The 24,863-nt window shown below is 62.0% G+C and carries 27 protein-coding genes; 10 read left to right on the top strand and 17 right to left on the bottom strand.

What is annotated here, in order from left to right; genetic code table 11:
- Window positions 1-42: 42 nt before the first annotated feature.
- The 4 genes from C1M53_RS20400 to C1M53_RS20385 all read right to left on the bottom strand — a co-directional run bounded on the left by C1M53_RS20400 (window position 43) and on the right by C1M53_RS20385 (window position 3,749).
- The gene (locus C1M53_RS20400; protein WP_129413886.1) at window positions 43-498 is read right to left on the bottom strand and encodes a GFA family protein; all 456 of its coding nucleotides are present in this window, start codon (window positions 496-498) and stop codon (window positions 43-45) included.
- Between the two features lie 132 nt (window positions 499-630).
- On the bottom strand, window positions 631-2,031 hold the full coding sequence (locus tag C1M53_RS20395; RefSeq protein ID WP_129416284.1) for an alanine/glycine:cation symporter family protein: 1,401 nt from the start codon (window positions 2,029-2,031) through the stop codon (window positions 631-633).
- Between the two features lie 58 nt (window positions 2,032-2,089).
- Entirely contained in the window at window positions 2,090-2,581 is a 492-nt protein-coding gene (locus C1M53_RS20390) for a GNAT family N-acetyltransferase (RefSeq protein ID WP_129413885.1), read from the bottom strand.
- A gap of 31 nt (window positions 2,582-2,612) precedes the next feature.
- Window positions 2,613-3,749, bottom strand: coding sequence for a transglycosylase SLT domain-containing protein (locus C1M53_RS20385; RefSeq protein WP_245488224.1), 1,137 nt, complete (start codon window positions 3,747-3,749; stop codon window positions 2,613-2,615).
- A gap of 184 nt (window positions 3,750-3,933) precedes the next feature.
- Between C1M53_RS20385 and C1M53_RS20380 the strand changes: the two genes are divergently transcribed.
- Window positions 3,934-4,539, top strand: a complete 606-nt coding sequence (locus tag C1M53_RS20380; RefSeq protein WP_129413884.1) for a methylated-DNA--[protein]-cysteine S-methyltransferase — start codon at window positions 3,934-3,936, stop codon at window positions 4,537-4,539.
- 259 nt (window positions 4,540-4,798) lie between these two features.
- Here C1M53_RS20380 and C1M53_RS20375 read toward each other — a convergent pair whose 3' ends face one another.
- Window positions 4,799-5,125, bottom strand: a complete 327-nt coding sequence (locus C1M53_RS20375; RefSeq protein ID WP_129413883.1) for a hypothetical protein — start codon at window positions 5,123-5,125, stop codon at window positions 4,799-4,801.
- A gap of 271 nt (window positions 5,126-5,396) precedes the next feature.
- On the opposite strand from C1M53_RS20375, the gene C1M53_RS20370 reads away from it, so the two are divergent.
- Window positions 5,397-5,606 (top strand): cold-shock protein, encoded by a 210-nt coding sequence (locus tag C1M53_RS20370; protein WP_024925349.1) that lies wholly within the window; start codon window positions 5,397-5,399, stop codon window positions 5,604-5,606.
- Window positions 5,607-5,857: 251 nt separating this feature from the next.
- Here the strand turns inward: C1M53_RS20370 and C1M53_RS20365 are convergent, their stop codons facing one another.
- From C1M53_RS20365 to C1M53_RS20355, 3 genes are all read right to left on the bottom strand, one after another.
- Window positions 5,858-6,484: a glutathione S-transferase N-terminal domain-containing protein gene (locus C1M53_RS20365; protein ID WP_129413882.1), complete on the bottom strand. Its 627-nt coding sequence runs from the start codon at window positions 6,482-6,484 to the stop codon at window positions 5,858-5,860.
- A 146-nt stretch (window positions 6,485-6,630) separates the two neighbouring features.
- Window positions 6,631-7,242 (bottom strand): glutathione S-transferase family protein, encoded by a 612-nt coding sequence (locus C1M53_RS20360; RefSeq protein WP_129413881.1) that lies wholly within the window; start codon window positions 7,240-7,242, stop codon window positions 6,631-6,633.
- A gap of 209 nt (window positions 7,243-7,451) precedes the next feature.
- Window positions 7,452-8,354 (bottom strand): EAL domain-containing protein, encoded by a 903-nt coding sequence (locus C1M53_RS20355; RefSeq protein ID WP_129416282.1) that lies wholly within the window; start codon window positions 8,352-8,354, stop codon window positions 7,452-7,454.
- 196 nt (window positions 8,355-8,550) lie between these two features.
- Here C1M53_RS20355 and C1M53_RS20350 point away from each other — a divergent pair, with 196 nt between their 5' ends.
- Complete coding sequence (locus C1M53_RS20350) at window positions 8,551-9,753, top strand: pyridoxal phosphate-dependent aminotransferase (protein WP_129413880.1); 1,203 nt, start codon at window positions 8,551-8,553, stop codon at window positions 9,751-9,753.
- Window positions 9,754-9,830: 77 nt separating this feature from the next.
- Here the strand turns inward: C1M53_RS20350 and C1M53_RS20345 are convergent, their stop codons facing one another.
- Window positions 9,831-10,226, bottom strand: coding sequence for a cupin domain-containing protein (locus C1M53_RS20345; protein WP_129413879.1), 396 nt, complete (start codon window positions 10,224-10,226; stop codon window positions 9,831-9,833).
- A gap of 189 nt (window positions 10,227-10,415) precedes the next feature.
- Here C1M53_RS20345 and C1M53_RS20340 point away from each other — a divergent pair, with 189 nt between their 5' ends.
- Both C1M53_RS20340 and C1M53_RS20335 read left to right on the top strand, forming a co-directional pair.
- Window positions 10,416-12,467: an elongation factor G gene (locus C1M53_RS20340; protein ID WP_129413878.1), complete on the top strand. Its 2,052-nt coding sequence runs from the start codon at window positions 10,416-10,418 to the stop codon at window positions 12,465-12,467.
- 803 nt (window positions 12,468-13,270) lie between these two features.
- A complete protein-coding gene (locus tag C1M53_RS20335; protein ID WP_129413877.1) occupies window positions 13,271-13,774 on the top strand; it encodes an isoprenylcysteine carboxylmethyltransferase family protein in 504 nt (167 codons plus the stop codon).
- 58 nt (window positions 13,775-13,832) lie between these two features.
- Here the strand turns inward: C1M53_RS20335 and C1M53_RS20330 are convergent, their stop codons facing one another.
- Both C1M53_RS20330 and trxB read right to left on the bottom strand, forming a co-directional pair.
- A complete protein-coding gene (locus C1M53_RS20330) occupies window positions 13,833-14,729 on the bottom strand; it encodes a LysR family transcriptional regulator (RefSeq protein ID WP_101937785.1) in 897 nt (298 codons plus the stop codon).
- A gap of 54 nt (window positions 14,730-14,783) precedes the next feature.
- Window positions 14,784-15,758, bottom strand: coding sequence for a thioredoxin-disulfide reductase (gene trxB / locus C1M53_RS20325; protein ID WP_129413876.1), 975 nt, complete (start codon window positions 15,756-15,758; stop codon window positions 14,784-14,786).
- Window positions 15,759-16,019: 261 nt separating this feature from the next.
- Here trxB and C1M53_RS20320 point away from each other — a divergent pair, with 261 nt between their 5' ends.
- Window positions 16,020-16,511 (top strand): Lrp/AsnC family transcriptional regulator, encoded by a 492-nt coding sequence (locus tag C1M53_RS20320; protein ID WP_129413875.1) that lies wholly within the window; start codon window positions 16,020-16,022, stop codon window positions 16,509-16,511.
- 46 nt (window positions 16,512-16,557) lie between these two features.
- Complete coding sequence (locus C1M53_RS20315) at window positions 16,558-17,376, top strand: glycosyltransferase family 2 protein (protein ID WP_129413874.1); 819 nt, start codon at window positions 16,558-16,560, stop codon at window positions 17,374-17,376.
- Here the strand turns inward: C1M53_RS20315 and C1M53_RS20310 are convergent.
- Genes C1M53_RS20310 through rfaE1 form a run of 3 tightly spaced genes read right to left on the bottom strand, consistent with a single transcriptional unit; the run spans window position 17,360 to window position 20,037 of the window.
- The gene (locus C1M53_RS20310; protein ID WP_129413873.1) at window positions 17,360-17,962 is read right to left on the bottom strand and encodes an HAD family hydrolase; all 603 of its coding nucleotides are present in this window, start codon (window positions 17,960-17,962) and stop codon (window positions 17,360-17,362) included. The genes C1M53_RS20315 and C1M53_RS20310 overlap by 17 nt on opposite strands.
- On the bottom strand, window positions 17,962-18,543 hold the full coding sequence (locus tag C1M53_RS20305) for an SIS domain-containing protein (RefSeq protein WP_129413872.1): 582 nt from the start codon (window positions 18,541-18,543) through the stop codon (window positions 17,962-17,964). The genes C1M53_RS20310 and C1M53_RS20305 overlap by 1 nt, the downstream gene beginning before the upstream one ends.
- 6 nt (window positions 18,544-18,549) lie before the next feature.
- Window positions 18,550-20,037 carry a D-glycero-beta-D-manno-heptose-7-phosphate kinase gene (gene rfaE1, locus C1M53_RS20300; protein ID WP_129413871.1) on the bottom strand — a complete coding sequence of 496 codons (1,488 nt, stop codon included), beginning with the start codon at window positions 20,035-20,037 and terminating at the stop codon, window positions 18,550-18,552.
- A 138-nt stretch (window positions 20,038-20,175) separates the two neighbouring features.
- On the opposite strand from rfaE1, the gene rfaD reads away from it, so the two are divergent.
- The 3 genes from rfaD to waaC are packed head-to-tail and all read left to right on the top strand — an operon-like array spanning window position 20,176 to window position 23,065.
- Entirely contained in the window at window positions 20,176-21,123 is a 948-nt protein-coding gene (gene rfaD / locus C1M53_RS20295; protein WP_129413870.1) for an ADP-glyceromanno-heptose 6-epimerase, read from the top strand.
- On the top strand, window positions 21,096-22,103 hold the full coding sequence (gene waaF / locus C1M53_RS20290) for a lipopolysaccharide heptosyltransferase II (RefSeq protein WP_129413869.1): 1,008 nt from the start codon (window positions 21,096-21,098) through the stop codon (window positions 22,101-22,103). The genes rfaD and waaF overlap by 28 nt, the downstream gene beginning before the upstream one ends.
- Window positions 22,100-23,065 carry a lipopolysaccharide heptosyltransferase I gene (gene waaC / locus C1M53_RS20285; protein ID WP_129413868.1) on the top strand — a complete coding sequence of 322 codons (966 nt, stop codon included), beginning with the start codon at window positions 22,100-22,102 and terminating at the stop codon, window positions 23,063-23,065. The genes waaF and waaC overlap by 4 nt, the downstream gene beginning before the upstream one ends.
- A gap of 52 nt (window positions 23,066-23,117) precedes the next feature.
- Here waaC and greA read toward each other — a convergent pair whose 3' ends face one another.
- The 3 genes from greA to C1M53_RS20270 all read right to left on the bottom strand — a co-directional run bounded on the left by greA (window position 23,118) and on the right by C1M53_RS20270 (window position 24,788).
- Window positions 23,118-23,591 (bottom strand): transcription elongation factor GreA, encoded by a 474-nt coding sequence (greA, locus tag C1M53_RS20280; protein WP_129416281.1) that lies wholly within the window; start codon window positions 23,589-23,591, stop codon window positions 23,118-23,120.
- Between the two features lie 232 nt (window positions 23,592-23,823).
- On the bottom strand, window positions 23,824-24,363 hold the full coding sequence (locus C1M53_RS20275) for a tetratricopeptide repeat protein (RefSeq protein WP_129413867.1): 540 nt from the start codon (window positions 24,361-24,363) through the stop codon (window positions 23,824-23,826).
- Window positions 24,364-24,437: 74 nt separating this feature from the next.
- Window positions 24,438-24,788, bottom strand: coding sequence for a DMT family protein (locus tag C1M53_RS20270; RefSeq protein WP_186307079.1), 351 nt, complete (start codon window positions 24,786-24,788; stop codon window positions 24,438-24,440).
- Between the last annotated feature and the right edge of the window lie 75 nt (window positions 24,789-24,863).

Below are 24,863 nucleotides of genomic sequence, written 5' to 3'. Positions count from 1 at the left end.
ATTTTATTGCATCTCTTCATGCCCTGCAAAGTATCGACTTTCTCACCGCCACCCCCTGAATTCCGCCATCAGCCCCTCATAGTCCTCCATCGGCGGCAGAGCCTCGTAGCTCTTCACCGCTCCCGTTTCAGCGAAAGGCAGTTTTTCGCCGACCCATGTCTCGATGTAGGGCGCGAAGTCACCCGCCCCTTCCAGCAGCGTCGGCCGCACATTGACGAACCAGTCCATGCCTTCGGCCCTGGTGAACATCCACGTCATGCAGCGCGGGCAGAAATAGTGATGCGCGTCGGGCCCGTGCAGACCGCCGACCACCGGCTCACCCTCGGTCACCGCAAACCCTTCGGCCGGGATGGCGGCCGACAGCGAATAGGCGGAAGAGCTCATCTTCTGGCAACCGGTGCAGTGGCAGGCCATGGTCACCAGCGGTGCAGCGCGCACCTCGATCCTGACCTCTCCGCAACGGCACGCGCCTTGTCTCGGCAGTTTCCAGTCCATCATTGTCTCCTGTGCTGATCGCAGGATAAGCGGACGACGCCGGCAGACAAGCGTGGCAGCTCGACGCGCTCCCAGAGCAATTCCAGCGCGACCGGACCGGGAAACGTTTCCTGAAAAGTAGAAAACGCTCCGGCTTCAATTTTTCCAGATCGAATGTTCGATCTTGCCCTTCAGCTCGGGATAGGCGTCCGGATCGAAGCGCGGGATGCCAGTCTTCTGCTGCTCGAAATAGTCCCTGGTCAGTTTCACGACCGTGCCGGACAAAAGCATGATCGCCACGAGATTGACGGAAGCCATCAGGCCCATGGTGGCGTCGGCGGCGTTGAACACCACCGCCACCGAGGTGTAGGCGCCCCAGATCACCATCAAAAGCACGCCGACGCGCAGCGCGCTCAGCGTGCCCCTGTTGTCGATCTTCAGGAACACCATGGCATTCTCCGAATAGGCGTAGTTGCCGATGATCGACGTGAAGGCGAAGAAGAAGATCGCGACGGCGATGAAGTAGCGCCCGGCCTCGCCGATATGGGCGACCATCGCCTCCTGGGTCAAAGGCGTTCCGGTCAGTTCCGAGCCCGGCGTCATCACGCCTGACAGCAGGATCATGATGCCGGTGGCGGTGCAGATCAGCAGCGTATCGATGAACACGCCCAGCGCCTGCACGAAGCCCTGGCTCGCGGGATGATGCGGCGACGGCGTCGCCACCGCAGCGATGTTGGGTGCCGAGCCCATGCCGGCTTCATTGGAGAACAGCCCGCGCTTGACCCCGTTCAGCATGGCGCCGGCAACGCCGCCGGCGGCCTGCTCGATGCCGAACGCACTCTTGACGATCAGCGCCAGCACGCCGGGCACTTCGGTGATGTTGGCGAGCACCACATAGAGCGCCATGCCGAGATAGGCGATCGCCATGAACGGCACGACATATTCGGCCACCTGCGCGATCTGGCGGATGCCGCCGAAGATGACGACTGCCGTCAGCGCCGCCAGCGCGAAGCCGACCCACAGCTTGTCGACGCCGAAAGCCCCCTGCATGGCATCAGCGATCGAGTTCGCCTGCACGGCGTTGAAGACGAGGCCGAAGACGACGACCAGGCAGATGGAAAAAAGCACACCCGCCCAGGGCGCGTTCAGCCCCTTCGAGATGTAGAAGGCCGGTCCGCCCCGGTACTGGCCGTTGTGGTCGGTGATCTTATAGAGCTGCGCCAGCGCGCTTTCCGAATAGGCCGTGGCCATGCCGACGGCGGCCACCACCCACATCCAGAACAGCGCCCCCGGTCCGCCGAGATAGAGGGCGACGGCAACGCCGGCGAGATTGCCCGTGCCGACGCGCGAAGCCAGGCTGGTGCACAAAGCCTGGAACGGCGTGATGCCGCTGGTGTCGTTCTCGGGCACCCGCATCACCGAGCGAAACAGTTCCGGAAAATGCCGGATCTGGATAAAGCGCAACCGCAGCGTGAAGTAGATGCCGACCGCGATCAGGCCATAGATCAGCACATAGCCCCAGAAGATCGTGTTCAGGAAATCGATGACAGCGTTCAGCGCGTTCATGCAGGTCCCCTCTTCCGGGTACGCAAATGCGGCAGGTAACGAGACGGCCTCAACCGTTCCAGTCGACCTCGACCATGCCGTGGCGCCTGTAGAGGCGAATGGCATTGGCGTTTTCGACAACTTTGGTCTTCAGGTCGAGACGGCTGGCACCGCGTGCCTTGAAGACCGCGAACACATGCAACAGCAGGGCTTCCGCCAGTCCGTTGCGCCGGGCGCTGGGATGCACCGCCAGATATTTGAGGTAGTCGCCGGTCCAGCACAGCGCCACGGCGACCAGCCGGCCTTCGGCGTCATCGACCACGAACCACAGCGCGGGGTCGTACTCGGCATCGGAGGAATGCTGCGCCCACCAGAGGTCGAAGTTCTTCTCTTCCTTCTGCAGGGTTTCGGTCAGCAGCTTGTGCACGGCCCGCGCGTCTGCCGGCTGGAACGTCCGCATCGTGAAACCATCAGCCCAGACGGGAGCCGGCAGGTCGCCGGCAAGCGAACGTCGCAAACGGATGCTGATATCGTCGGCCGTCCCGGCCTCGGGCTGCGTCATCGGTGTCCCCCTGCGTCCGGCCGCGCCCGGCTCAGGCGTCGGGAGCCGATTTGCGCTTGCGATCGCGGCCGAGCCCGGTTTCCTCGAGCAGGCCCTTGCGCTTGGCGTCGTAATAATAGCCGGTCTGGTAGAGGCGGTCGGCGCGCTTGTAGTCGCCATTGGCCACCAGGAAGGCGCCGCGCAGATATTTCACTGCGTATTTCAGATTGGTCTCGGCATCGAACAGGCCCTTGGGCGCGCCGCCGTAACCCATGCCACGCGCGGTGGCATGCTTGATCTGCATCAGGCCCCAGTGGCCGTTGTTGTAGGCGAGCGGGTTGAAGGTCGACTCGCGCTTGACCACCGAGCGCACCAGTTCCACCGGCACCTCGTAGAGCGCCGCATATTTGGCGATCAGCCGATCGACCTCGCCGCGACCGGCGCTGACCGGTCCCGGCCTTTCGGCTTCCGGTTCGGGGATCATCAGATAGGTCGGCACCGGGCCGGAATAGGCGACAGGCTGCACGCCCGGCAGCGATGCGATGGCTTTCGGCGCGGCAGGCGCCGACGGAAACACCAGGCTGGTGGCTGCCGAAGCAACGACCACCGGTTTCGGTTTCGGCGCAGGCAGATCACCACCCATGCGGGTCGACAGCGTGCTGACACGCGCACCGGTCTGCGTGGTCGTCGGCTGGGCAACCGCCACCTGAACCGTTGCGGCTTGCGGGGTCTGCTGCCCCTGCACCACCGGCTGCACCGTGGCTTCCGGCTGGGTCGCGGTTACGGCTTTGCCATTGACGGCGACCGTTGCTGGAGCGGCGGCGGTACCACCGGGCTGGACCGGTGCTGGCGCGACAAAGGTCGAATTGTTGGCAAGCCGCGCACTGGTGCCTGGCGTCGTCGCCAGCGTGGCAGGGCTGTCGGCATGCTGCTGTGGCGTCGCGCCGGCGAAGGCGTTGCCGGCGGCTTCAGCCGGAAGTGCCGCGAACTGCACCGGCGCCAGACCGGAGGATTCCGGCAGCACCGAAACGGCTTCGGGCAGCGCCAGCGCAAAGCCGGCGTCAGCCTCGCTCACCGTGGTCGTGGTGGGAGCCAGTGACGGCTTGACGGCAGTCGTTGAGGTGCAACCGGAGACACCGGCCGCAGCCAGGAGAATGCCGATCGACAGGGTGTGGGTTGTTGTTCGCAAGCCGCGCTCTGTTCGTGCAAATCGTTAAATGCTCCTTACACCACCACTTTTGGTCGGGCAACATGGCCGATTATCGGTTTTCGGGTGGCGAAAAGCCGCAAAACATGCAGAATCGTTCATGATTTGTACTTGAAGGCACCGTTGGCTTTGCTGGAAACCGGTGTCGGAATGGAAGGAGCCGACCATGCAGACCGCCATTGAAAAAAATGTCGAAAAAAATCTGGCCGTCGCCCCCGGCCACACCATTTTCTCCACAGCACTCGGTTTCATGGGCATCGCCTGGAATGAGCGCGGACTGATCCGCCTGTGCCTGCCGCAATCGAGCGCCGACAACCTGGAACGGCGCCTGCTGCGGCTGGAAAGCGTGCCCGGCAAGCGTTTCGAGGACGGTACCGCTCCCGGCTGGGTGGGCGAACTGGTCGAGGCGATCAAGGCCTATGCCGCCGGTGAAACCGTCGATTTCTCAACCGTGCCGGTCGACCTTGATGGCGTCGACGATTTTCGGCTCGCCATCTACGATGCCGCGCGCAAGCTGGCCTTCGGTGAAACCACTACCTATGGCGAACTCGCCAGGCGTGCCGGCCACACCGGGCTTGCGCGTGAGACGGGCGCGGCCCTCGGCGCCAATCCGGTCCCGCTGGTCATTCCCTGCCACCGCATCACCGCGGTCGGCGGCAAGATAGGCGGCTTCTCGGCGCCTGGCGGCTCGGCGACCAAAGAAAAAATGCTGGCGATGGAAGGCGTTCGGGTCGGCCCGCCGCCCTCGAAGCAGGCTTCCTTCGGGTTCTGATGGTCCGCTTCGACTTCGCTTTTTCGGTGCGTCCTTCGAGGCTCGCCCGCACGATTTTTTGCTATCTTTTGAATGCTTTGCGGGCTCGCACATCAGGATGAGGAACGTTGCGTGAAACATCATCCAAGCTTCGAGATATCTCAGAGTTTTGGGGGCTCTCTACAACGGTCCTCATCCTGAGATGCTCGCGAAGCGAGCCTCGAAGGACGCACCCGAGATCCTCTCCCGCCGCTCGAAGAGCACTCACCCTGTCGGCACTCTAGTCGAACGGCATGATGAAACGACGGCGGTCGAAATCGGGACGCTTGCATCTGTAAACGGGGCAGGATCCGGTATCGGCACTCGGCACGGAGGCGCGGCTGCGAACCTCGCCCATGTCGCAGAATTCAACACTTGCAACATAACGGTCATAAAGCGTGAGGCGCGGATTGCGGGGAGAGCGATAACGCAGGATCACGGCACCTTCACGATCGACCAGCCTCTGTACCCGGTCGCAGCTCATGCGGGACGGATCGTAGCGCGAGATCGCCTGCGCTTCGGCCGCGACGAGCGAAAGGCATGCGGCAAGCAGGATCGTCTTTCTCATGGCTTCCTCCAGCGCGAAGCATCCTTTGATCATAGATTACGCCGACGCCCGACAGCTTGCCAGTCGCCCAGTGTCTTGCGTCAGGATCAAACAACACCGCCTTGTTTTTGGTGAAAAAGTCGCTTATATCCGTTGCGTTGATATTTGGGCCGATTGACCCTACGCCTCGCGATCTTCGCGTTTGCTCCCGTCTTTCTCCAAAATCTCGATACCAAAGGCCGGATAGGGTCCGGTCTGAAGAAAACGCAAGTGAATGTGAAGGAACATTGATATGGCAACTGGAACGGTCAAGTGGTTCAACGCCACCAAGGGCTTCGGTTTCATCCAGCCTGACGCCGGCGGCGCGGACGTTTTCGTCCACATCTCCGCTGTGCAGCGCGCTGGTCTGACCACCCTGGCTGATGGCCAGAAGATCAGCTACGAGATCGAGCAGGACCGCCGCACTGGCAAGTCGTCCGCTGGATCTCTGTCGGCAGCCTGATTTGGCGCAAGGCGCGCGCCGGGTATCTGCCCGGGGCGCGCGGCAAGTCACGGATGTACTGACGGTCGCGCGAGAAGCGCGCCGGAGCGGAAACGGAAGGATCGCCGAAGTGGCAGATTGCCACCGGCACCACCAGAGACGCTCCGGGTCAGGCTAGCAGACTTAACGAAAGGCGGGATTTTTCCCGCCTTTTTGTTTTTGGGATGGCGCGCGGTCGCGCGCCGCAACGGTCATCCAGATGACCGTTGGCATCAAGCCGGCGCCACGAACTCCTGCGCGATGAGCTTGAAGACCGGCAAGGCTTCCAGCTTCGCGGCATGCTGGGCAAGCCTCGGGAACATGGCCATATCGATCAATCCCGGATGCGCATCGTTGAGGAAGCGCAGCGCTGCCGCCACGGCGATGTCGGCATGGCCGATCCGGTCCCCGAACCAGAATTCGCTCACCTCTCCGGCACGGTCCTTCTCCAGTACGTCCAGCACTGTGGCGATCTGCGTCCGACAGCGGTCGGTCCACATATCGGACACCTCGCTGTGCAGGCGCTGCTCGTAGAACAGGCTCACAGCCTTGTCGGCCATGCCGGTGGCCAGTGCGGCAACCTTCAACGCCTTGTGCCGCAACGGTTCGGTGCGCGGGAACATCGCCTGCCCGGCCGGAACCAGGCTGTCGAGATAGTCGAGCATGAGATGGCTCTCGATCAGCACCTCGCCATCATCCAGCACCAGTGTCGGCACGCGGGTCAGCGGATTGTAGGGCCGGATCCTGTCGGCATCGCCGAACGTCGACCAGGGCTTCTGCTCGAACGAAATTCCGTAAAGCGTCAGCGCTATGCCGACACGCCTGACAAAGGGTGAATCATATTGCCCGATGAGGATCATGCGTCATCCTTGTGATCAGTTTCGGCACCCGTCTGTGACCTGGAGTATTTCCGTTTTTCGTGGAAACGCGGGAATGCTCCAAGTTTTTGTTTTCTCCGCATTTTTGTAACGCCAGGTGATTCCACTTGGCTACAAAATGCTCCGGATCACGGCAGCCATTCGATCGGCACATGGCCGGGGTGTGTTTCCACCCGCTTCAACCAGGCACAGATGGCCGGGAAAGCCTTGAGGTCGAAGCCGCCGAACTCTGCGGTATGGGTGTAGGCGTAGAGCGCGATGTCGGCGATGCTATACGTGTCTCCCGCGAAGAACGGGCCCTGCAGGAGCCTGTGCTCCATGACGCCGAGCGCCTTGTTGCCGCGCTCCAGCGTTGTTGCGAGACGTTCCGGCGTGGCATCCCCGGCTCTTTCCGGGAAGGTCAGCAGCGCCTTGCGCACGGCAATGTTCGGCTCATGGCTGTATTGCTCGAAGAAAAGCCACTGATAGACCAGACCGCGCTCATAGCGGTCGGCAGGCAGGAAGCGCGTGCCCTCGGCGAGATAGAGCAGGATGGCGTTGGATTCGGCGATGCGGCGGCCATCATCCAGCTCCAGCATGGGCACCATGGCGTTAGGGTTCTTGGCCACATATTCGGGAGTACGCGTCGCTCCGTTATGGGAAGACACCTCGACATTGGTGAAGGACTGACCGAGCTTGGCCATCAGGAGGCGCGGCTTGTAGCAGTTGCCGCTGTCGATCATGCTGTAGAGAATGGTCATGCTGGCTCCCTTGAAGCATCCGTTTGCCCGAGCAGAACCTGGGCATCCAGCGATTTCTTTTTGTGAATACCGATAAACGCCGTTGATACGTCTACGCGTCGCGATAGGCGCGTTCGGCCGTCGACAGCATGCCGGCAACGATGTGGCCACCCGAATCCGGACAAAGCGGAGAAGCAAAGGAGCGACCGGTTGGCCACTCCGTCAGGCACTCACTGGACGATCCGTTTTCCGAAAGTCCTTGTCGGGCGGGTCGATTGCCGCGCGGAGATGCCGCTGCCAAGATCTTGTCCGGCCTGCGGCCCAGGTTCGGGCATATGCACGGCCCTGGCGTAGCTGCGGAAACTCGTCGGCGCGATCTCGGGCTTGGCCAGAACGTAGCCCTGCACCATGGACGCGCCGGATTTTTCGGCAAGGTCGAGCTGCCAGCTCTCCTCGATGCCTTCGAAGACCGTCCGGATGCCCCGTCCCTCGAATGCCGCCACCATCGTCATCAGCAAGGCGAAACCGGCACCCGACTCCATCAGCTGGGTGATCCAGTGGGCATCGAATTTCACGATATCCGGCTTCAGCTCCTTGATCCGGTTGATGTCGGACTCATCGGCGCCATAATCATCCACGGCGATGCGGAACCCGTTTGCTCTCAGCGCCTCGACGAAGTCGCTCAGTGCTGCTTTGGAGGCGGAGCGTTGCTCCGTCACTTCGCAGACCACCCGCTTCGGATCGATGCCCGCTTCGTGCAGCACCAGGCGCATTTCACGCAGCGCGCTGTCCGATACGGCCCGGTCGATGAAGACGGACGGATCGAAATTGATGAAGATGCTGGCATCTTCCGGCAGACAGGCCCCGGCGTTGAGCAGATGCAACGTTCGCGTCAGCGCTTCGATATGCAGTCTGTCGGCCGGCGGACAGGTGGCGAAGAACTGGCCCGGCGCTTGCGGTTCGCCATCGCGAAACGGCCGGATCAGTCCCTCGAAGGCCGCGATGGAGAGCTTGCCATCCTCAAAGGCGAAAATCGGCTGAAACGCGCTCTTCAGGGTGTACAGGCCCCACACCCCGGTCGAGGTGCCATCGTCGTGACGAATGATATGGGCGAGCCCGATGCTGCGCGACACTGTCCCTCGCTTCGTCGCGTGCGAAAACCAGGCAAATCTACCGACCAAGGTTTTACCGCGCGTTAATGATCCGATTGGCCTTTGCGAAGCCAAAACCGAGCCACTGGCTCAGCAAACGAAGCTTGCGCTTGTTTTGCCGATACGACAATAGAGACGCCGCTGCCGGGTTTCGCAGCTGCCCCTATGGAGATTTGTCATGGCCTTCCTCGCCGACGCCCTTTCCCGCGTAAAGCCTTCCGCGACCATCGCGGTCACGCAGAAAGCGCGCGAGCTGAAAAACGCCGGCCGTGACATCATTGGCCTCGGCGCCGGCGAACCCGATTTCGATACGCCCGACAACGTCAAGAACGCGGCGATCGAAGCGATCCGTCGTGGCGAAACGAAGTATCCGCCGGTTTCGGGCATTGCCCCGCTGCGCGACGCCATCGCCAAGAAGTTCAAGCGCGAGAACAATCTCGACTACAAGCCGGAACAGACCATCGTCGGCACCGGCGGCAAGCAGATCCTGTTCAACGCCTTCATGGCGACGCTGAACCCCGGCGACGAAGTCGTCATCCCCCGCCCCTATTGGGTGAGCTACCCCGAGATGGTGGCGATCTGCGGCGGCACGGCGACCTTTGCCGAGACCAGTATCGACAACGGCTTCAAGCTGACGGCCGAAGGTCTCGAGAAGGTCATCACGCCCAGGACCAAATGGCTGGTCATGAACTCGCCGTCCAACCCGTCCGGCGCCGCCTACACGGAGGCCGAACTCAAGGCGCTGGCCGAGGTGCTGTTGAAACACCCGCAGGTCTGGATCCTGACCGACGACATGTATGAGCACCTCACCTATGGCGATTTCGTCTTCAGGACCATCGCCGAGGTGGAGCCGCGCCTTTATGAGCGCACGCTGACCATGAACGGCGTGTCCAAGGCCTATGCCATGACCGGCTGGCGCATCGGCTATGCTGCCGGCCCGCTGCCGCTGATCAAGGCGATGGACATGATCCAGGGCCAGCAGACCTCGGGCGCCTGCACGATCGCGCAATGGGCATCGGTGGAAGCGCTGAACGGCCCGCAGGACTTCGTGAAGAAGAACAAGGCGATCTTCCAGGCGCGCCGCGACCTCGTCGTGTCGATGCTGAACCAGGCGCGTGGCATCTCCTGTCCGTCGCCGGAAGGTGCTTTCTACGTCTATCCATCCTGCGCCCAGCTGATCGGAAAAAAGACGCAGGGCGGCAAGGTGATCGATTCCGACGAGACTTTCTGCTCAGAACTGCTGGAAGCCGAAGGCGTGGCGGTGGTGTTCGGTTCGGCTTTCGGCCTCGGCCCGAACTTCCGCATTTCCTACGCAACCTCCGAGAAGCTGCTGGAAGAAGCCTGCACCCGCATCCAGCGCTTCACGGGCAGCCTCAGCTGATCCTGCCAAGGGATTCAGATGACTCACAAAAAAGCCCGATCACGACCGGGCTTTTTTCGTAAGGCGCCAGCGCCGTATCAACCCTGATATTGCTCGTCGCTGACCGGCTCCAGCCAGTCGACGGGTGAACCGTTGAGCGCCTCCTGCATGGCGATATGGGTCATCGCCGTCTTGCTGGCCGCACCATGCCAGTGCTTTTCGCCGGGCTCGAACCAGACGGTGTCCCCGGCCCTGATCTCCTGGACCGGTCCGCCCCAGCTCTGCGCCAGCCCCGCGCCCGAGACGACATGGATCGTCTGGCCGAGCGGATGAGTGTGCCAGTGCGTGCGCGCGCCGGCTTCGAAGCTTACCGAGGTGGCTCTCAGCCGCGCCGGCGCCTCTGCCTCGATGATCGGGTTCTGCGTCACCCGGCCGGTGAAATAGGCGTCCGAGGCGATGATGGTCGGCACGCTGCCGCAGGCGATGATCTTCATCGAATTCTCCTTTCAGATTTTCAGGGCAGGCGCTTTGTCGACGAAGCAACGCCGCTCATCATCTATTTTCCTTGCCCTGCTTTCGAACCCATGTTTCGATGTTTCCGGGCCGCTGGCAAACGCTTTCGACCCGCGACGGCCGAACAGGCCGGCCGCCGCTCTCAGCGGAATGCCTGAGTGGAGGTCAGCATGGGTAATCGCGCCGGAGGACGACGCTCGGGACCGAAATGCATTGCCATAGTCGGTCCCTTCGCAAGCGGTAAGACGACACTTCTCGAAGCCATTCTCGCCCGGACGGGCGCCATTCCTCGCCAGAACCCGGTTTCGTCCGGCAACACGGTATCGGACCATTCCGCGGAAGCCCGCGCCCACGCCATGAGCGTGGAAGCAACCGTAGCCACCACCGAATTCATGGGTGACGAATTCACCTTCATCGATTGCCCCGGCTCCATCGAATTCGCCTTCGAGGCGGAACCTGTCCTGGCAGGCTGCGACATCGCCGTCGTAGTGGCGGAGGCGGATGAGAAGAAGATCCCTGCGCTGCAGTTGATCATGCGCAAGCTGGATGATCTCGGCGTGCCGCGCATCCTGTTCCTGAACAAGGTCGACAAGGCGATCGCCGGCGTGCGCGAGACGCTGAAGATGCTGCAGCCGACCAGTTCCGTGCCGCTGCTGCTGCGCCAGATCCCGCTGCGCAAGGACGGTGTCGTCATCGGTTCGATCGACCTCGCACTCGAGCGCGCCTACATCTACCGCGAGTACGCCGAGAGCGAAGTCGCCGAAATACCGGGTGACGACAAGGCGCGCGAGATCGAGGCGCGGTTCTCGATGCTGGAAACACTCGCCGATCATGACGACCAGCTCATGGAACAATTGCTGGAGGAGATCGAACCGCCGAAGGACGCCGTCTTCGACGACCTTGCAGCTGATCTGCGTGCCGGCACGGTAACGCCGGTGCTGATCGGCACGGCCGAGAAAGGCAACGGCGTGCTGCGTCTCCTCAAGACGATCCGTCACGATGCACCCGACATCGAGGCCACGCGCAAGCGCCTTGGCGCACCCTCCGGCTCGACCACTGTCGTGCAGGTGATGAAGACCATCCACACGCCGCATGGCGGCAAGCTTTCGGTTTCCCGTATCCTTTCGGGCCAGATCAATGACGGCACCGAGCTGTTCCTGCCCGACGGCAACAGCGCAAAGGTGTCCGGCATCTACCGCATGCTCGGCAAGGACCAGTCGAAGCTCACCACTGCGAAGGTCGGTGAGACTGTCGCGCTCGGCAAGCTGGACGAGGTCCGCACGGGCCAGACGCTGACGTCGGCAAAAGGAGGCATCAAGCCACTCGCCGATCTCGCTCCGCCGCAACCGGTGTTCGCTTTCGCCTTGCGGCCGAAGGAGCGCAAGGACGACGTCAAGATGTCGGCAGCCATCCAGCGTCTTGCCGAGGAGGATCCTTCGCTCAGCCTCAGGCACAACCAGGACTCGGCGGAGACCGTGCTGTCGGGCCACGGCGAGATGCATTTGCGCGTGGTGCGCGAACGGCTGGAGGGCAAGAACCAGATCCCGGTGGAAGGACACGCCCCCGCGGTGCCCTATCGCGAAACCATCCGCAAATCGGTACAGCAACGCGGCCGCCACAAGAAACAGTCGGGCGGCCACGGCCAGTTCGGCGACGTCGTGCTGGAGATCAAGCCGCTGCCACGTGGCACCGGCTTCCAGTTCACCGACACAATCACCGGCGGTGTGGTACCCAAGACCTATATCCAGTCGGTGGAGACAGGCGCTCGGGATTACCTGAAATGCGGCCCGCTCGGCTTCCCCGTCGTCGACGTCGCCGTCAACCTGTCCGACGGCTCCTACCATTCCGTCGACTCCTCGGACATGGCATTCCAGATGGCGGCCAAGCTCGCCATGAAGGAAGGCATGGCGACCTGCTCGCCGGTGCTTCTGGAGCCGGTGATGAAGGTCGAGATCGTCACCCCTTCCGACGCGACGGCCAGGATCATCGCTCTCATTCCACAAAGGCGCGGACAGATCCTCGGCTATGATGCCCGTGCCGACTGGCCGGGCTGGGACGTCGTGGAGGCGACCATGCCGCAGGCCGAGATCGGCGACTTGATCATTGAGCTGCGGTCGGCGACGGCGGGTGTTGCCAGTTACCGGGCAAGTTTCGATCACATGGCGGAATTGACGGGGCGTCTCGCCGACGATGTGATGAACGCCAATGGCAAAGCTGCCTGACGGCTGCTGATCCGGCTTCGAAGTCTCCAGGCGCGAAGCCGGTTTTGACGGTAAAAGCAAAACGGCGTCCGGTTTCACCGGACGCCGTTTTCGCGGACCGCTTTCTTGGGAGAAAAGAGCTCAGGTCCGCCGCATGTATCCAATCCAGGTGTCGTCACCTCAACCGGAAGAATTAGGCTGGACGCGGTCGTTGCCAGAGCCCGATCGAGCGTGAGATGCCCCCATCCCTCGAACGATTCTGACCGCGTCCTGATTAAATGCATACGCGCTAATTCGGGCGTTCTGCATGTTACTTAGGGTTACACGTGACCGTTACATGATGGAAAGCTAACGTTCGACGGTACGGACTCCGCGTCTCAGACACCCATTTTCAAACAGATATACCCGCGCTTCCGGATGCTCGCTTCGGCCGCCCGATTGCACCATCGACAGGCAACAAAAAAGCCGGATCAAGAAGACCCGGCTAAGTTGAATGGAAGTGCCCGTTAGGGCTAAACCTCCAGAGGGGAACACTCGAGGGCGCTAATGGGAGGAGAACGCGCCCAGGAGATGATTGATATATGGGCGCATCCTGCCCAACAAACAAGCACCTATTTTGCAACGCACACATGCAAAAAGGCATAGGCTGTGGTCCAACGTACATTTCTTGGCCATAGGGCCAGAAAAGCAGGCATATTGCCCCGTAGCCAGCATGCTGCACCGTAAATCGATGCATTCATAGGCGGACGAAGGATCAAGGCCTGCCGACAAACAAGGCAAAGGGCAGCACCCATTTTCTTCAACGGGACGATTGAGGGATCGCCATGAAGACCAGGACTTCGGCAATTTTGGGCAGCGCGGTTTTCTTCCTGGCGGCACCCTGCGTCGTTGCGGGCCTGCTGCCCTGGCTGATCCTGGACCGCTACCGTCTCCCCCTTTCGATGTCGCTCCCGTACGTCGTGATCGGCTGCATCCTGATCGCGGTGGCGGTCCTGGTCCTGCTGCATTCCTTTGCCCGCTTCGCGCTCGAGGGAGTGGGCACTCCGGCACCGGTTGCTCCGACCGAGAAGCTTGTGGTGGGCGGCATCTACCGCCATGTCCGCAACCCGATGTATGTCGCGGTGCTTTCGATCATCGCCGGCCAGGCACTGCTTTTCGCGAGCTGGGCGGTGGTTCTCTACGGGGTGGTAATGGGCATCGCCATGGCGTCGTTCGTGCACTTCTACGAAGAGCCGACACTCGTCCGACGCTATGGCGATGAGTATGAGACCTATCGGCGCGCCGTGCCAGGCTGGCTGCCGCGGCTGACGCCATGGCACGGCGCTTAGCCGTTCCATGCGATCGCGACGGGGAATGAGCGCCGCGCCGGCCCCGGGAGCCCAGGGGTCAATAGGACCAGTTGCGGGCCTTGGCGATGATGAAGTCGCGGAAGACGTGCAGCTTTGCCTGGTTCTTCATCGCGTCGGGATAGGCGAAGTAGGTATCGAAGGACGGCACTTCGGTTTCCGGCAGCAGCTGCACCAGGCCGGCATCCTTGCCGACGACATAGTCCGGCAGCATGGCGATGCCTGCACCGCCCTGAACGGCGCGCTTGATCGACAGGATGTCGTTGATCTGCAGCGTCGGCACGCGCTGCCCGCTTTCGAAGTCGCCGACCGTCTCCAGCCAGTTGAGCTCCGACAGATGCGTCGGCACCGGCACGCCGAAGGTGACGATGCGATGGTTCTTCAATTCAGCCACCGTCGCCGGCTTGCCGAACTTGTTCACATAGGCAGGCGATGCATAGAGGTGGAAGTGCACCGTGAACAGGCGGCGCTGGATCAGGTCGGGCTGTTGCGGCTGCCTCAGCCGGATCGCGCAGTCCGCCTGGCGCATGGTCAGATCCAGTTCCTCATTGGCGAGGATGAGCTGCAGATGGATCTCCGGATAGAGGTCGATGAACTCCTGCACCCGATCGGTCAGCCAGCCGGCGCCAAGGCCCACCGTGGTCGTCACGCGCAGGATGCCTGACGGCCGGTCCTTGGATTCAGCCAGCCGCGTCTTGATCGACTCCAGCTTCATCAGCACGTCATGCGCCGTGCGAAACAGCATCTCGCCCTGTTCGGTCAGAACCAGGCCGCGCGCATGGCGATGGAACAGCGGCACGCCGACATCATGCTCCAGCGCGCTGACCTGTCTCGAAATAGCCGACTGCGACAGATGCAGTGTCTCGGCAGCATGCGTGAACGACCCAGCCTCGGCGGCTGCGTGAAACACGCGAAGTTTGTCCCAATCCAGCGCCATGATTCCCCTCGTTTCGTTTTGGCGTCTGAAGAAAGATTTCGGAGATTTTGCGGCTTATTCGGCCGCTTCCCGATGCACCTCTATCCCAGCGAGATATTTTTCCGCTTCGAGCGCCGCCATGCAGCCCATGCCCGCCGCCGTCACCGCCTGGCGATAGATATCGTCCGTCACGTCACCGGCTGCGAACACGCCCGGCACGTCCGTGCGCGTCGAATCCGGCGCGGTCCACAGATAGCCGTTCGACTTCTGCTTGAGCTTGCCGGTGAACAACTCCACGGCCGGTGCATGGCCGATCGCCACGAACACGCCGTCGATTTTCAACTGGCTTTCCTGTCCGGTCGCCACATTGCGCAACGTCAGCCCTTCTACGGATGGCGGCAACGGCGTCTTGCCCGGACGCCCGGTGATCTCGTCGACCACGGTGTCCCAGATGACGCGGACATTGTCCTTCTTCATCAGCCGTTCGCGCAGGATGCGTTCGGACCTGAACTCGCTGCGGCGATGGATGACGGTGACCGTCTTGGCCAGATTGGAGAGATAGAGCGCCTCCTCGACCGCTGAGTTCCCGCCGCCGATCACCGCGACATCCTTGCCGCGATAGAAGAACCCGTCGCAGGTGGCGCAGGCCGAAACGCCGAAGCCCATGAAGGTCTGCTCCGAAGGAATGCCCAGCCATTTCGCCTGCGCGCCGGTGGCGATGATCAGCGCGTCGGCCGTATAGGTGGTTCCGGAATCGCCCTTTGCCACGAATGGGCGAACGTCGAGATCAACCTCGGTGATGATGTCGTTGATGATTTCCGTGCCGACATGTTCTGCCTGCTTCTGCATCTCGCTCATCAGCCACGGGCCCTGCACCGGGTCGGCGAAACCTGGGTAATTTTCGACGTCCGTGGTGATCATCAGCTGGCCGCCCTGCTGGAGGCCGGCTACCAGCACCGGCTTCAGCATGGCACGGGCGGCATAGATAGCGGCCGTATAACCGGCCGGGCCGGAGCCGATGATGAGGACGGGCGCGTGCTTGACGGTCATGGAACGGCCTTTGCGAAAGACGGCCGCGTCAAGCGGCCCGAAACGAGCGGCAACTGTTGCGCGCAATGTAAGTGCTGCCCAGTCCGCCAGCAAGGACGTGCGACAAGTGTCCCCACAATGCTTGTATGACTGTCGGAAACCGGCGCCTCATGGTTAATCCAGGATGAATGCCGAAAATTCCGGGCGTGCGGGGATGGCGCTGCCCGCAAACTCGTTTAATGACGTGTTTGCGAAAGATTCTTGCGCAGCGGGCGGAAAACCATGCCGATAAAGGCCGATCTCGACGCCATTGACTGGAAGATACTGCGCGAACTGCAGCGCGATGGCCGTATGACGAATGTCGAGCTGTCACGTCGCGTCGGCATTTCCGCGCCACCCTGCCTGCGCCGCGTCAAACGGCTCGAGGAAACCGGTATCATCCGTGGCTATCGTGCCCTGCTCAATGCGCCGGCACTTGGCATGGACGTGGTAGCGTTCTGCCTGATCGGCCTGCATCACCAGGCCGACGCGGAACTGAAAGCCTTCGCCGAGCGCACCCGCAGCTGGCCGATCGTGCGCGATGCCTGGATGGTATCGGGCGAGTCCGACTTTCTGCTGCATTGCGTGACCAGGGATCTGGCGACATTCCAGAGTTTCGTCATCGAAGAACTGACTTCCACGCCGAATGTCGATACGGTGCGCACCGCCTTGACCATCCGTCAGGTGAAAGATGAAGGCCTAGTCGAAATCAACGCCTTGAACCAAACGCAGTAAAGGCGCATGGCTGGACGCAGCCTGTCCCGCTCCTAATTTTCCCCTCATGTCTCAGTTCAACACGCCCGTCTCCGCACTGATCATCTGCAGGAACGAAGTCGACATGATTGCCGACTGCCTGGAGAGCGTCGACTTCTGCGCCGAGATCGTGGTTGTGGATTCGGGCTCGACGGACGGCACCCTGGAATGCATCCAGCAATTCATCACCAGGGGCTATCCAATCCGCCTCCTGCACAATGACTGGCCGGGCTTCGCCAGGCAGCGGCTTTTTGCCCTGGAACGAGCCTCCCAGCCCTGGTGCCTCTGCATCGAGGCCGATGAGCGCGCCGATGCCGAATTGAAGCAGTCCATCGTCGAAATCACGCAATCAGGCAAAACTGATATCGACGGCTGGTACGTCCGCCGCCGCGACTATCTGAAAGGCTATGGTTATGCCCACCGCTGGGTGGCACATAACCGCATCTTCCGCCTTTTCCGCCGCGACAGGGCGACGATGGATGTTGCGCAGCGCGTGCATGAATCCTTCAAGGTGCCGGGCAAGACTGCGATCATCGAGAAAGGCATGTTGCTGCACCGACGCGCGACGTCACTGACCGACGAACTGAAACGTACGAATTCCTATTCATCGCTCAAGGTCGAAGCCCAGGTTGAACAAGGCGCGAAGCCGAGCATGTCGCGGCTCATGTTCTCGCCCTGGATCAATTTCCTCAAATTCTACGTCGGCAAGCGCTACTTCCTGTGCGGCCGACACGGCTACGTCCACTCGGCGATGGTTTTCCTCTATTCTTATGTGACCGAGGCGAAGCTGTTCGAGGAACGCGACGAACGCCGCGCCGATCAAGCGAACCTCAAATCCCGGAAATAGCCTGGATTTCTACGGCCGCCGCCTGCTCAGCCGCGACACTCGCCTCTCTTGCTAGGAACAATCGCGACAGCCCTGCCCGGCGCCCGGCCTCGGTATCGGCATCCTTGTCGCCGATCATGACCGATCCCCCAAGATCGGTTCCCAACATCTCGGCTGCTTTCAGCAGCATGCCGGGGTTGGGTTTGCGCATCGGATGATCGCCCACCCCGAACCCACCCTTTCCTGCTTCGTGGTAGGCGCAGGCGAGCACCATGTCGACGAAACAGCCCTTCTCACGCAGGAGCGTCAGGACACGGCCGTTGACGGCGGCAAAAACGTCCCATCCGAAATATCCGCGCGCGATACCGGACTGATTGGTGACGATCACCACCGGCCAACCGGCCCGGTTGGCCGCCTGGATGACCGGGAGGATCGCGTCGCGCAACACCACCTGCTCCGGGTCGCTCGGATAGCCGGTGTCGACATTGATGGTGCCATCCCGGTCGAGGAACAGCGCCGGGCCTCCGTCCTGAAAGACCTTGTCGCCAACCCGCTCCACCCAAAGCCCCGGCTCATCGAGCGGGTACGGAGCGCTCGTTTCGGCCATCAGGCAGTGGGGCCGTTGCTCAGCCGCTGTTCCACCTCTTCGCAGAGATAATGGTAGAGGCAGATATGGCCCTGCTGGATGATCGGTGTGGAACCGGACGGCACATTGAGCAGCATATCGCACAACGGCTTCAGCTTGCCGCCGGTATCGCCGGTCATGCCGATCACCGTCATGCCCATGGCGCGCGCCTGTTCCGCAGCAGCAAGGATCGAGGGGGAATTGCCGCTGGTCGAAATGGCCAGCAAGACGGCGCCCTCGGCGCCATGCGCTTCCACCTGCCGCGAAAACACGGTGTCGAAGCCGTAGTCATTGCCCCAGGCGGTCAGCACGGCCGCATTGGCGGGCAATGCTATGACGTTGTAGGCCTTGCGCTCTTTCAGGAAGCGGCCAACCAGTTCGCCGGCGATGTGGATGGCATCGCTCGCCGATCCTCCATTGCCGCAGATCAGCAAGGCCTTGCCCGAAGACAATGCCGTTACGACTGCGTCGGTCGCGCGCTGCATTTCGGCCGTCAGGTCACGTTCGACCATGGCTGTGATCGCGGCCGCCGAGCGGACAAGGTAGTCATTCAGGTTGGACATGGTATCTCAGGTTCCGCTACGGGCGCGCAATTTGCTTATGGTGCCGGTGGTGCTTTTGCCGGCAACGAGATCGATGAGAACCACACGGCCGCCGGCTTTTTGCACCACGTCGGCACCCACAACCTGATCGACGGTATAGTCCGCACCCTTGACCAGAATATCGGGTTGCAGAGCCTCGATCAGCTTCAGCGGCGTGTCGTCTTCGAAGACCACCACGGCATCGATGGACGCCAGTGCCGCCAGCACGCAGGCACGGTCATGCTGGTCGTTTACGGGTCGATCGGGACCTTTCAGCCGCCGCACCGAGGCATCGCTGTTCAGCCCAAGGACCAACCTGTCGCATTGGCCACGCGCGGCATTGAGCAGACTGACATGACCGGCATGCAGGATGTCGAAGCAACCGTTGGTGAAACCGACCGTCAGGCCTTCTTCCTTCCAGGTCGCCACCAGACGCTGTGCGGCGGCCATGTCTAGCACGGCATCCTTGTGGACGACGCCATGCGAGCGGAACAATGCGCCGGTCAACTCATCCGCTGTCAGGCGTGCCGTGCCGCGCTTGCCGACCACGACACCGGCGGCGGCATTGGCAATGGCCGCTGCTGCCGCGCGGTCGGCGCCTGCAGCATGGGCAAGCGCAAATGAGGCAATCACCGTATCGCCGGCACCGGAAACATCGAAAACCTCGCGCGCCTGCGTCGCGATGTGGCGCGCCACTTGCGCATCGACCACGCTCATGCCTTTTTCGCTGCGGGTCGCCAGGACGAAGTCGAAACCATTCGCCGCGATCAGTTCGCGCGCGGCAGCGACGATGTCGTCGTCGGCGAAGACCGAACGCCCGACCGCCTCGCCCAGTTCCTTGCGGTTGGGTGTCACCGCAGTCGCGCCGCGGTAGCATGCATAATCACGCCCCTTCGGGTCGACGAGAACCGCCTTGCCGGCCTCGCGGCAGATCGCAATCAGCTCGGCAGCAACGCCGTCCAGCAGGATGCCTTTGCCATAGTCGGACAGGATGACGATGTCCGCCTTGGCAAGTGCTGCTCGGAAATCCGCAAGCAGCCTTGCCCGCTCCGTGGCATCCAGCGCCCGGATTTCCTCTTCGTCGAACCGCAGAACCTGCTGGTTGAGCGCGCTGAAGCGGCTCTTCGATGACGTCATGCGATCCGGCGTCTGTCCGATGCCACCCGTATCGACACCCAGTTCCGCGAACATGCGCATGATGCTGCGGGCGGCGGCATCGTTGCCAAGCGCCGAGATCGGGATTGCCTTGCCACCCAGTGAGACGATGTTGGAAACGACGTTGCCGGCGCCGCCGACCGCCTGGGTTTCACCGCGGCCATGCAGGACGGGGATCGGTGCTTCTGGCGAGATGCGTTCGATCACGCCGCTGACGAAGCGGTCGAGGATCAGGTCGCCGACCACCAGCACGGTGACACCGGCAAACCGGGCGATCGCGCGGTGAAGGATCTCGGGAGAAGACAGGTGCAACTCGCTCATGGGCCAAGCGGATATACCGCAAACCTGGGCAGCGCAACTGCGGTGACGTTCCTTGCCCGTCACGCGGTCCGCCCTTGTCGACACGATCCCCTGCCTCTCCTATAAGGACCGCGATCCGCTCAACAATTCGAGGTCCCGATGATCATCGTAACCGGCGGCGCCGGCATGATCGGCTCTAATATCGTCGCCGCGCTCAATGCCGAAGGCCATGACGACATCCTTGTCGTCGACGACCTGACCGACGGCCACAAGATCGTCAACCTGGCCGATCTCAGGATCGCCGACTATCTCGACAAGGACGAATTCCCGGCCGCGTTCGAGGCCGGCAAGCTCGGCCGTATCGAAGCGGTTTTCCATCAGGGCGCCTGCTCGACCACCACCGAATGGAATGGCAAATTCATGATGGAAGTGAATTTCGCCTATTCCAAGCGCCTTTTGCATGCCTGTCTCGAACAGCGCGTGCCGTTCCTCTATGCATCCTCGGCCTCGGTCTATGGCGGTGGTTCCGTGTTCCAGGAGACGCAGGACTTCGAGCAGCCGCTCAACGTCTACGCCTGGTCGAAGAAACTCTTCGACGACTATGTCCGCCGCGTGGTCGGCCCCGGCCATTCGCAGGTCGCCGGCTTGCGCTACTTCAACGTTTATGGCCCGCGCGAACAGCACAAGGGCACCATGGCCTCGGTCGCCTTCCATCTGTTCAATCAGGTCGGTCGCGGCGAAAACCCGAAGCTGTTCGGTGCCTATGACGGCTTCGGCCCGGGCGAGCAGAGCCGTGACTTCATCCATGTCGGCGATGTCGCCGACGTCAATCTCTGGCTCTGGAAGCGTGGCGCCAGCGGCATCTTCAACTGCGGCACCGGCCGTGCCCAGCCGTTCCGTGCCATCGCCGAAACCGTCATCGCATCGCTCGGCAAGGGCAGCATCGAATATATCGACTTCCCCGACCACCTGAAGGGCAGCTACCAGAGCTTCACCCAAGCTGATATGTCCCGCCTGCGTGCTGCCGGCTACAACGGACAGTTCCGCGATGTGGAAACCGGCGTGAAAGACTATGTCGAATGGCTGAAAGCCCGACGATCCTCGTGATCGGCCCCCGCTGGGTGGGCGACATGGTCATGGCGCAATGCCTGTTCTCGGCGTTGAAGGAGCTTTATCCGAATGCCGGCATCGACGTCATGGCGCCGGCATGGGCCGCGCCGCTGGTCGGGCGCATGCCGGAGGTTCGCCAGCAGATCGAAATGCCGGTGCCGTCCGGCAAGCTGGAACTTGGCGTTCGACGTAGATACGGCCGCATGCTGAAGGGCCGCTACGACATGGCCTACGTGCTGCCAGGCAGCCTGAAATCGGCACTGATCCCGTTTTTTGCCCGGATTCCGAAACGCGTCGGCCATTTGCGCGAAATGCGCTACGGCCTGCTCACCGACATTGTCGGGCAACCCAAGAAGGAAAAGCGGCGTACCGCCTACGGCTTCTTTTCCCTGGCACGTGGCGGCACTTTCCAGGCTCCGAGGCTGACCGTTGACGGCGCGAACCAGGCCGAACTGCTTGCGCGAAACGATCTCCAGCCGGGCAGGTTCGTGGCGATGATGCCGGGAGCGGAATTCGGCCCGGCCAAACGCTGGCCAAGCGCGTCCTATGCCGGCTTTGCCCGCGCGATGATGGCGCAGGGATTGAAGGTCGTGCTCTTCGGCTCGAAGAACGACAGCGCGGTGACGGCAGAAATCGCCGCACTGGCACCTGGCTGCGTCGACCTTGCCGGCAAGACCCGCCTGGAAGACGCCATCGACGTCATCGCCGCGGCGAAGCTCGCTGTGTCCAACGACAGCGGCCTGATGCATGTCGCTGCAGCCGTCGGCACGCCGATCGTTGCCGTCTACGGCTCGACATCGCCGGAGAACACGCCGCCGCTCGCTGAAAAACGCGAGCTGGTGTGGCTGCAGCTTTCCTGCTCGCCCTGCCACAAGAAGGTCTGTCCGCTCGGCCACATGAACTGCCTCAACACGCTCGATGTCGAACGTGTCGTCCAGGCAGCCGATCGCCTGATGGAACAAGCGACGGCAGCATGAAGGTCCTCATCGTCAAGACCTCGTCGATGGGCGATGTCATCCATACCTTCCCAGCCGTTCAGGATGCCCTGCGCGCCCGCGCGAACATCAGCTTCGACTGGTGTGTGGAAGAACCTTTCGCCAGCATCGTGGCGTTGCATCCGGCGATCGGCACGATCCACAAGGTTGCGCTGCGACGCTGGCGCAGGCAACTCGCCTCACCGGCCACATGGCGCGAAGGCCGCGCCCTGCGCGATGCCTTGCGTGCTGCGCACTATGACCTGGTACTGGATGCGCAGGGATTGCTGAAATCAGCCTTCGTGGCGAAATTCGCCGGCGCGCCGATTGCCGGTTTCGACAGGGCGAGCGCGCGCGAACCTTCCGCCGCGCTCTTCTACGATCAGCGCTACGGCGTCCCGCGCGATCTGCACGCCATCGAGCGCACGCGACGCCTGTTCGCGCTGGCTCTCGGCTACGAGCCTGACCTGTCGATACTCGATTCCGGCATCGCTGTACCCTCCGGCCATTCGCCGATCCCGACCGGACGGGTCGCGACCTTGCTGCACGGCACCAGCCGCGAGGACAAGAAGTGGCCGGTTCAGGAGTGGATCGCCACAGCCGAGCTTCTGGTCGGGCGGGGATTTACGCCGGTCACGACCTGGTCGAACGAAAAGGAACGTGCCGTGGCCGAAGCGGTCGGCAAGGCCGTGCCGGCAACGCTGGTGGTACCGAAATCACCATTGGTGGAGGTCGCCGGTCTGATCGGCCGCTCCACGCTGGTCATCGGCGCCGATACCGGCCTCACCCATCTGGCAGCCGCATTCGGCTTGCCCACAGTTGCGATTTTCCTGACGACGGAGCCGGGCCTCACCGGTCCACGCGGGCAATACGCCTCGACCCTCGTCACTCACGGCGACCAGCCTGTGACGCCACAGGCCGCAGTCGCCGAGGCGATGGCTTTGCTGAGACTGAAGGGCAGATAGACGATGGGGCGGCTGCGCCTGGATGAAGGCCCGACCTCGAATGCCGACAGGGCTAGACGAACTGGACCTTCACGATTTCATAGCCGCGAGCCCCACCGGGTGCATTGACTTCAATGGCGTCGCCGACACCTTTGCCGATGAGGGCGCGGGCGATCGGTGAAGAAATCGAAATCCGGCCAGCCTTCACGTCTGCTTCCTGGTCGCCGACGATCTGATAAGTCTTCTTCTCTTCGGTGTCTTCATCGACCAGGACGACGGTGGCGCCGAACTTGATGGTGCTGCCGGAGAGTTTGGAGACGTCGATGACTTCAGCACGCGCTACCAGATCCTCGAGTTCGCTGATGCGGCCCTCGTTGAGGCTCTGCTGCTCCTTGGCGGCGTGATACTCGGCGTTTTCCGAAAGGTCGCCATGCGAACGTGCCTCGGAGATCGCTTCGATGATGCGCGGCCGCTCTTCTTGCTGGCGCCAGCGCAGCTCTTCCTTGAGAGCCTCGAAACCTCCGCCTGTCATCGGCACTTTGTTCATCATCTCACCTTTTCCTGCCGGCCCCTGAAGCGGGACCAACCCTGTCGCTGGGTACAAAAAGAAAACGGCCCGGCAGCTTCTGGCTGACGGAACCGTCTCACCTCAGATTCCCGTAATATAGCAATCTCTAGCCGATTTTCATCTCAAAAAAGCGGTGCGCGAGCTCCCGTATCGGCAGGTTCTGCCGACCGCGACTTCTGGCCTCACTCCCCTGAAACCACCAGGTTGGCTCTCAGCTTCTGTCGTAATGGTCGATCTGCTCGGACAGCATGCCGTATTCACGCGATTGCTTGCCCGTACGCTTTTCGATCTCGCTCAGCTGTTCGCGCGCACCGGCGACGTCGCCCATCTGCAGGCGTGCTTCGCCCAGATATTCGCGCACCAGCGTATAGTCCGGGTTCTGCCGCAGCGCCTCCTCATAATAGCCGAGGCCGACGACGATGCGACCGGACTTGCGATGCGAATATCCGAGATAGTTGAGGATGCGCGGATCCTTCTTGTTCGAGGCGAGCGTCAGGACCGCGATCGCCTCGTCATAGCGGCCGGCCATCGCCAGATCGTGCCCTGCCTCGTAGATGTTGTCGTCGTCCAGCATGCCTTGCTTGGGCGGCGCGCACTTCTTGGACTTGGTATCGTAGACCTCGCCCTTCTTGCATTTGGTGACGGTCGGACTGGGTGTGTCACTACCGCCACCGGCAGCCTGAACCTGGACGGTGGCGAACGGTATGGCGACGAGAACGGCCGCCGCGTGGATCAGAAGTCGCTTGTGCATGGGGAACTCCTCCTGGCCTGTCAATGACAGGATAACGCCGGGCGCGCCCGATTTCATCCCGCCATGGCCGCAATCTACCCCTTGAAGATGAAAGCTGCACCACCGGCAATCAGCGCAAAGCCGATGGCATGGTTCCAGGTCAGTGTCTCCTTGAGATAGAGCACCGAGAACACGGCAAACACGGTGAGCGTGATCACCTCCTGCATCGTTTTCAGCTCGGCAGCCGAATAGACCTGGTTGCCGATACGGTTCGCCGGCACGGCCAGCCAGTATTCGAAAAAGGCGATCAGCCAGCTGCCCATGACGGCAATCCAGATCGGCGAGCTCTTGAATTTCAGATGTCCGTACCAGGCAAACGTCATGAACACATTCGAAGCGATGAGCATGAGGATCGGCAGGACGCGAGGCGAGAGAATCAGCGACATCGGGAAAATCCGGCAAAAGGAGGGATGTCCATTTCAGGCCACCCGCCGTACCAGTCAACTGCATTTGTCCATTAC

It is taken from the genome of Mesorhizobium sp. Pch-S, from assembly GCF_004136315.1.
Lineage (GTDB): Bacteria > Pseudomonadota > Alphaproteobacteria > Rhizobiales > Rhizobiaceae > Mesorhizobium.
Note: the sequence above shows the minus strand (reverse complement) of the source record. Positions and strands in the feature narration are given on the sequence as shown.